This is a genomic window from Modicisalibacter xianhensis (assembly GCF_900113605.1).
GTDB lineage: Bacteria > Pseudomonadota > Gammaproteobacteria > Pseudomonadales > Halomonadaceae > Modicisalibacter > Modicisalibacter xianhensis.
The window spans coordinates 128,680-135,697 of record NZ_FOPY01000015.1 but is presented as its reverse complement, the minus strand read 5'-3'; the positions used below and the strand labels follow the sequence as shown (position 1 = coordinate 135,697).

Sequence of the window (7,018 nt, the reverse complement as noted above, 5' to 3'; positions counted from 1 at the left end):
GTTCGTCCGACATCAAGAGAGCAGTAGCCTTTTTTAATATTGCTTTTTCCCGCTCCAGACGATGGACCTGGGCTTCCAGTTCCTGTATCCGCTGCTGCTCCGGCGTCAGTGCCTTGGACTTGGGCGTGACACCATCACGCTCCTCCGCGAGCTGCCTTACCCATCGTCGCAGCGCGCTTTCCACAACGCCGAGCGAACGGCTGGCTTCGGTGATGGAATATCCCTCATCCAGTACCAGACAAGCAGCCTCCTGCTTGAACTCCGGCGTGAAAGATCGTCGTTTTCTGGTCATCAGACACCTCGCTAGGGGTGGCAAGCGTACCACCTACATAGGTGTCCAGTTTTATTGAACCACTACAGTTCAGTGCTTCGCCTGGCGATAGCGTGGTCGAAACGGCGTCGGGGCGAATGGAGGGCTCTTCAGGTGACCGAGCCGGCAAAGGCAGCAGGCACGCGATTTCTGCATAAATTGCCAAATTACCCTTATGTTATTTAACCAATGACTTAATCCCTAAAGGGCGGGGTAGATAAGATTATTGAACGCGCCTGCTCGTTCAAGTGGGAAAACGAGCGTGCCGTCTGACACCTGTTAGGTAGAAAGGACGAATAGCATCGTGATTGACCTCTGGAATCCAGACACCTTCAGTATTGAGCTTCAGCGTGCGCTAGAAGCGAAATCACAGCTAGTTGCCGAATATCACTCTGAAAAGCGCAGATTGCTGGACGAGCAGTTGAATAGCTCGCCTTACCAAAGTTTGAAGCCAAATCGTTTCTACTCAGACTACCTTTGGTTTCAGGAGCATGAGCTGACACCAATACTGACTGAAACTCGAATAAGAGTATGGCATTACGCTCGATTATTGGATCATGAAGTGAATACGATGCAACAGGAACTGGTCCCTTCATCACTGGAGTTTTTGCAAAAGCGTCTTCATGAGATGGTCGCTATGGAGCTGTTAAGCCAGCAAGAAGCTGATCAGGTCTTTCAAGAAAGCCCCTTCCATTCACAAGAAGACATCAGGTCTGGAAGGTTATGGACCGTCACCTTACCCCTGCATCACAGCGCTGGGGGCGTTTCACCTCTCCTTGAAAGCTGGGGAGGTGAGTCTGCATATTTTTGGCTTTCCGATAGGACGCTGCGTGCGAAACTGAGAAAGGTTGGTTTACCACGAATTCTTGAGATTGAAACCGAACTTTCAGACGGCCTCAATGCTTTCAGCGCTTCGAGCACAGTTTTAGAAGCATGGGCGAGAAAGCTCAGAGTCTCCGTAGTTCCCAAAGGTTGCGACCTTGCAATTACGGGATGCCTTGGAACCGCTGAAATTGTGCGAATACATACGGAAGGCGAAAGCACCTTTGGCGAAGTAGGCAAAACATACCCTGAAGGCATGAGTGGGAGTGCCACCTAACCATCGTCTACAGAGCGACCGCTTTGCCGGTGCGTTGCGCCTCCAAATCGGCCGCTGAGCCCGGGCGTTATGTAAAAGAAGATCAATATCAAGGTGTATGGCCCAGAGCTATGGTAAGCAATCGCGCGACGGGTTGAACCCTCCATTACCACCACCATCTCATGCACACAAGCCGCCGCAATAACGTCGCTCGATTCACCTATCACTACGTTCCATGGGAGGAACCTCATGCCCTTTGCACCGTCCAGCATGCACGTCGAAAGTCCCGCCTTTACGCCGAACGGGGCTATTCCCAAGTGCCATTCGGCGGAAGGTGAGGATGTCTCCCCGGCCCTGAGCTGGAAGGATGCGCCGGCGGGGACGCAAGGCTTCGCGGTGATCTGCCACGACCCGGATGCGCCGCTGGTCAAAGATGGTAGCTACGGCTACGTCCATTGGCTGCTCTACAACCTGTCGGCGGATGTCACCTCGTTGGAAGAGGGCACGACGCTGGGCACCGCCGGTATCAACGATGGCGGCGCCATCGGCTACGGTGGCCCCATGCCGCCGCAGGGCCATGGGCCGCACCAGTACTATTTCTGGGTGCTGGCGCTGGATACCCTCACCGAGCTGCCCGAGGGGCTGACGCAGCCTGAACTGCTCAATGAACTCGAACCGCACATTCTCGGCATGAGCCGGTTGGTGGGTACTTACCGCCGTGACTGAATAGTCTTCGATTGCTAGACGCCGCCGCAAACGCACTCGGCGCCTTCCCTGGGAGGCGCCGAGTGTCGTTTTGGGTCTGCGTAGCCGAAGTATGGGCCCTCAGCGGGCCTTGGCGTAAGTGTCCTCGTACTGCTGGCGCAACTGGTTTTTCTGCACCTTGCCCATGGTATTGCGCGGCAGGCTGTCGGCGAAGAACACCCGCTTGGGTTGTTTGTACTTGGCCAAATGCCCCGACAGTGAGTTGAGGACCTGCGCTTCGTCGATCTCGGCGCCTGGCTCGCGTACCACCACGGCGGTCACGCCCTCGCCGAAATCGGGATGGGGCACGCCAATGACCGCAGATTCCACTACCCCGTCTATCTCGTCGATGACCTGCTCCACCTCCTTAGGATAGACATTGTAGCCGCCCGAAATCACCAGGTCCTTGTCGCGCCCGACGATATGCACGTAGCCGCGCTCGTCGACCATCGCCAGATCGCCGGTGATGAAGAAGCCATCGTCTAAGAGTTCCTCGCGGGTCTTCTCGGGCATGCGCCAGTAGCCGATGAACACGTTGGGGCCGCGTACCTCGAGCATGCCGATCTCGCCCTGAGCCACTGGTTCGTGGGTTTCGCGGTCAGTAATGCGGATCTCCACGCCCGGCAGTGGCGTGCCCACCGTGCCGGCGATGCGATCGCCATCGTAGGGGTTGGAGGTGTTCATGTTGGTTTCGGTCATGCCGTAGCGTTCGAGAATGGCATGTCCGGTGCGTTGCTCGAAGGCTTGGTGCGTCTCGGCGGTCAACGGGGCCGAGCCGGAGGTGAACAGGCGCATGTTGGCGGTGAGCTCGCGGGTCAGGCGGTCGTCCTGAAGCAGGCGCGTATAGAACGTCGGCACGCCCATCATCGTTGTGCCGTTGGGCAGTTCCTCGATGATCGTGTCGACATCGAAGCGTGGCAGGAACAACATGCTGGCCCCGGCCATGAGAATCACGTTGCAGGCCACGAACAGGCCATGCGTGTGGAAGATCGGCAGGGCATGGATCAGGCGATCACTCTCGCTGAAGCGCCAGGCCTCGACCAGCGACGCTGCATTGGAGGCCAGGTTGCGGTGCGTCAGCATGGCACCCTTGGAGCGTCCGGTGGTGCCCGAGGTATAGAGAATCGCCGCCAGGTCGTTGGCATCACGCGGCTCGATGGTTTCGAACGGCGTGGCCTGCTCGGCCTGTGCCAGCAGGCTGCCGTCGGCCTGGGTGCCCAGGGTGGCGACCTGCGGACAGCCGGTTTCCTCGGCGACCCGCTGGGCAGCCTCGAGGTCCTCGGGGCGGCAGACGAACAGCGCCGGTTCGGCATCGCCGAGGAAGTAGCGGATCTCCTCGGCGGTATAGCCCGTATTGAGTGGCAGGTAGACGCCGCCCAGGCGCAGGCAGGCCAGATACAGCAGAATCGTTTCGGGACTCTTGTCGACCTGTACCGCCACGCGGTCGCCGGGACGAACGCCGAGTGCGTGCAGGGCGCCGGCGATGCGTGACGTGTGCGCCAGCGCCTCACGGTAGGAATAGTGCCTGCCCTCGCGGGTGGCGATGAAGGTGGCGTCACCGCGGTCGTGCATGCGCGCCGCAAACGTCTCGAACAGATTGTCGCTCATTTTTCCGTTTCTCCCGTGAGCAGTTTTCGGGCACGCCGCCGCAAGTCGCGTACGCTCGAGGAGCACGCGATGGTGCCGTTGGTTGTGTATTGTTCGTGATTGCGCTCGATGTCCTCGAGCACATAGAGGTAGTTGACCATCAGCCCGGCGGCCTGCTGGATGCCCTTGGCCGAGATGTCGCCCAACCAGTTGATGCGATGCAGTTCCGCCCCGTTGCCGAGATGGAAGCGGGCCACCGGATTCAGCGGCAGGCCCTTGGCGTTCTTCTCCTGCAACAGGTAGTGGGCCGCCAGGGGCTTGACCACGTCCCGCAGGCGGTCGGCCTTGGCCGGGTCACTGTGCCAGTCGGGGTCCTCGAGCAGAGCCAGCGTTTCGTGGGCATCGTCGTCGAGTCGCTCTTCCTGTTCCTGCAGGCTGTCCAGCCACTGGCGAAAGCCGGGCACCGGCGACAGGGTCACGAAGTGGCGCAGGTTCGGCAACTCCTGCTTGAGCTCCTGGACGACCTGCTTGATCAGGAAGTTGCCGAACGAGATGCCGCGCAGCCCGGTCTGGCAGTTGCTGATGCCGAAGAAGGCGGCGGTATCGGCGACGTCCGGGTCCTCGATGAGCCGGTGCGTCCCGCTGAGGATGGGCTGGATCTGGTCGGGTAGCCCCTTGTAGAGCGCGACTTCCACGAAGATCAGCGGCTCGTCGCCGATGGCCGGGTGAAAGAACGCGAAACAACGCCGGTCACGGGCGTCCAGGCGCCGGCGCAGGTCGTTCCAGTCCTGGATCTCGTGCACCGCCTCGTAGTGGATGATGCGCTCGAGGATCGCTGCCGGAGTATTCCAGTCGATGCGCCGCAGGACCAGGAAACCGCGGTTGAACCACGAGGCGAACAGGTGGGCAAAGTCGTCGTTCAGGGGCTGCAGGCCGGGATGTGCCTTGAGCACGCCCAGCAGGTCCTCGCGCATGCCCACCAGTTCGTGAGTGCCGTCGGTAGTCAGGTTGAGACGCCTCAACACTTCCTGGCGACTGGGCTCGCAGACATTGAACAAGGCCTGCAGATCGCAGTCGTCGCGGGATGCCTGATAGCGCTGGTAGGCTTCATCGATACGCTCGGCGTTGGCCGAGAACTCGCCGGTCAGGCGCTCGAAGAAGCGCAGCTTCTCGGTTTCGTCGAGCCGCGTATACAGATCGAGAGCGCGGCTGGCCAGGGTGATGCTGGAGGCCTCGCCATCGCTTTCCAGCAACGCTCGGCATGCCGCGATTACCCGCTCGTGATCGACCGGGGCTCGGGCGTCGGAGCGCTGTCGGCGCAGGGCGTCCCGCTGGGTGATGGTACTGAACAGTTCCTGTAGAAAGCTCATGTTCATGGTCGCTTCTCTCGTCGGTGACGGTCAGTTCATCATCAGGTCGGGTAGCCAGGTGGCGATCCCCGGGAAGAAGCACAACAGCACGATACCCAGCACCATGCACAGGGCGTAGGGCAGGCTGCCCAGCAGCACGTCGCGCAGCGCGATGTCCGGGGCGATGCCCTTGATAATGAAGAGGTTCAGGCCGACCGGAGGGGTGATCAGGCCGATCTCCAGGTTGATGGTCAGGATCACCGCAAACCAGTAGGGATCGAAGTTCGCCGCCGTGATGATCGGCAGCAGGATCGGTGCGGTCATCACAATTACCGCCACCGGGGGCAGGAAGAAGCCGGCCACCAGCAGGAACACATTGATGATCCCCATCAGCACCCAGCGATTGACCTCGAGATCGGCGATGGCGCCGGCCACGGTCTGGGTGATGAACATCGACGACAGCGCATAGGCGAAGATCTCGGCGGTGGCGATGATCAGCATGATCATCACGCTTTCGCGCAGTGCGTCGCGCATCACGGTCTTCAGCGGCTTCGCCTGCCACATGCGATAGACCACGATGGCCAGGGCCAGGCACAGGAAAGCCCCGGCACCGGCCGCCTCGGACGGCGTCGCGACCCCGCCGTAAAGGGCGAACAGAATGCCCGTGACCACTACCAGAAACGGCAACACCCGCACCAGCGCCTTGAGATTGCCCTCGACGTTCTCCTTGACCTGGGATGCCGCCTCGACCACCGGGTTCGGCGCGTTGTAGCCGCCGGCGAGCTTGCAGGCGATCAGTGTCCATGCCATGAACAACAGGGCCAGCATGACCCCGGGCAGGGCACCGGCAATGAATAGCCGGCCGATCGAGGTCTCGGTGGAAATGCCGTAGACGATCATGGTCACCGACGGCGGAATCAGGATGCCCAGCGTACCGCCGGCAGCGATACAGCCGGCGGCCACGCCATCCGGATAACCGCGCTTGCGCATCTCGGGGATGCCCAGCTTGCCGATCGCTGCACTGGTGGCCGGTGACGAGCCGGACAAGGCGGCGAAAATCGAACAGGCGCCGATATTCGAGATCGCCAGGCCGCCAGGGACGCGCCCCAGCCACAGGTCGAGGGAGCGATACAGGTCGCGCCCGGTGGGCGACGATGCCACGGCAGCGCCCATCAGGATGAACATGGGGATGGCCATGAAGCTGAACGTGGCGAGGCTGCCGAAGAACGTCTCGCCGAAGTAGGTCAGCTCTCCCATGCCCCGGTTGAGTACCAGGGCGCCCAGGGACACACTGCCCAGGGCAAAGGCAATCGGCGTACCGATGGCCATCAGCACCATCAAGGCGATGACGATCAGGATACCGCTAGTGACTGGATCCATGGTTGGCCTCCCCGCGAAGGATTTCCGCCACGTATTGCAGCGAGAGCAGACTGGCACCGATGGCCATGGGCAGCAGGGCCGGCCATAGCGGCGGATTCCAGACCGTGCCGGTGGTCCAGCCGCCATGCCACGCCTCGAGGACGTACAGCCAGGCTCCATAGGCCAGCGCGACACAGAAGCTCAGGCCCACCAGCGACGCGGTCAGCAGCATGAGTTTCCGGGGCCAGCCGCTCAGGGCGTCGGGCAGCACGGTCACGGCGACGTGGCCGCCGGTGAGCAGGACATAGGGAGCGCCGAGCAGCATGGCGCCGGTAATCGAGAACACCGCAAACTCGGTTTGCCAGATCGTGCTCTGGCCCAGGGCATAGCGCATGAAGATCATGTGGCAGACGGCGAGCACGCCGGCGGCCAGGGCTGCCGCGGCAAGCACGGCCGTGGCGCCTGAGACGGCATCCATCACGCGAATGTAGGCACCCGTCGCGCCCCGGTTGGGCAGGAGCGAGGGGCTCGAGGAATGGGCCATGATGCCTCCCTCATCAGTGAATGGAGGACCGCCTCGGGTGAGGCGGT

The 7,018-nt window shown here is 61.3% G+C and carries 6 protein-coding genes and 1 pseudogene; 2 read left to right on the top strand and 5 right to left on the bottom strand.

What is annotated here, in order from left to right; all coding sequences use genetic code 11:
* Positions 1–292, bottom strand: a pseudogene (locus BM194_RS17035) (transposase); the annotation flags it as partial.
* A 322-nt stretch (positions 293–614) separates the two neighbouring features.
* Here BM194_RS17035 and BM194_RS17030 point away from each other — a divergent pair.
* Positions 615–1,409 carry a hypothetical protein gene (locus BM194_RS17030; protein ID WP_218155419.1) on the top strand — a complete coding sequence of 265 codons (795 nt, stop codon included), beginning with the start codon at positions 615–617 and terminating at the stop codon, positions 1,407–1,409.
* 228 nt (positions 1,410–1,637) lie between these two features.
* Positions 1,638–2,114, top strand: coding sequence for a YbhB/YbcL family Raf kinase inhibitor-like protein (locus BM194_RS17025; protein ID WP_092849251.1), 477 nt, complete (start codon positions 1,638–1,640; stop codon positions 2,112–2,114).
* A 99-nt stretch (positions 2,115–2,213) separates the two neighbouring features.
* Here BM194_RS17025 and BM194_RS17020 read toward each other — a convergent pair whose 3' ends face one another.
* The 4 genes from BM194_RS17020 to BM194_RS17005 are packed head-to-tail and all read right to left on the bottom strand — an operon-like array spanning position 2,214 to position 6,971.
* The gene (locus BM194_RS17020) at positions 2,214–3,740 is read right to left on the bottom strand and encodes a malonate--CoA ligase (protein WP_092849248.1); all 1,527 of its coding nucleotides are present in this window, start codon (positions 3,738–3,740) and stop codon (positions 2,214–2,216) included.
* Positions 3,737–5,095, bottom strand: a complete 1,359-nt coding sequence (locus BM194_RS17015; protein WP_092849246.1) for a malonyl-CoA decarboxylase — start codon at positions 5,093–5,095, stop codon at positions 3,737–3,739. Before BM194_RS17015 ends, BM194_RS17020 begins: the two co-directional genes overlap by 4 nt.
* A gap of 24 nt (positions 5,096–5,119) precedes the next feature.
* Positions 5,120–6,448: a TRAP transporter large permease gene (locus BM194_RS17010; RefSeq protein WP_092849244.1), complete on the bottom strand. Its 1,329-nt coding sequence runs from the start codon at positions 6,446–6,448 to the stop codon at positions 5,120–5,122.
* A complete protein-coding gene (locus BM194_RS17005; RefSeq protein WP_092849241.1) occupies positions 6,432–6,971 on the bottom strand; it encodes a TRAP transporter small permease in 540 nt (179 codons plus the stop codon). The genes BM194_RS17010 and BM194_RS17005 overlap by 17 nt, the downstream gene beginning before the upstream one ends.
* Positions 6,972–7,018: the final 47 nt, after the last annotated feature.

Excerpts from the sequence above, each read along its gene's own strand:
- BM194_RS17025 (WP_092849251.1), top strand. The coding sequence starts at position 1,638 with ATGCCCTTTGCACCGTCCAGCATGCACGTCGAAAGTCCCGCCTTTACG.
- BM194_RS17020 (WP_092849248.1), bottom strand. The coding sequence starts at position 3,740 with ATGAGCGACAATCTGTTCGAGACGTTTGCGGCGCGCATGCACGACCGC.
- BM194_RS17015 (WP_092849246.1), bottom strand. The coding sequence starts at position 5,095 with ATGAACATGAGCTTTCTACAGGAACTGTTCAGTACCATCACCCAGCGG.
- BM194_RS17010 (WP_092849244.1), bottom strand. The coding sequence starts at position 6,448 with ATGGATCCAGTCACTAGCGGTATCCTGATCGTCATCGCCTTGATGGTG.
- BM194_RS17005 (WP_092849241.1), bottom strand. The coding sequence starts at position 6,971 with ATGGCCCATTCCTCGAGCCCCTCGCTCCTGCCCAACCGGGGCGCGACG.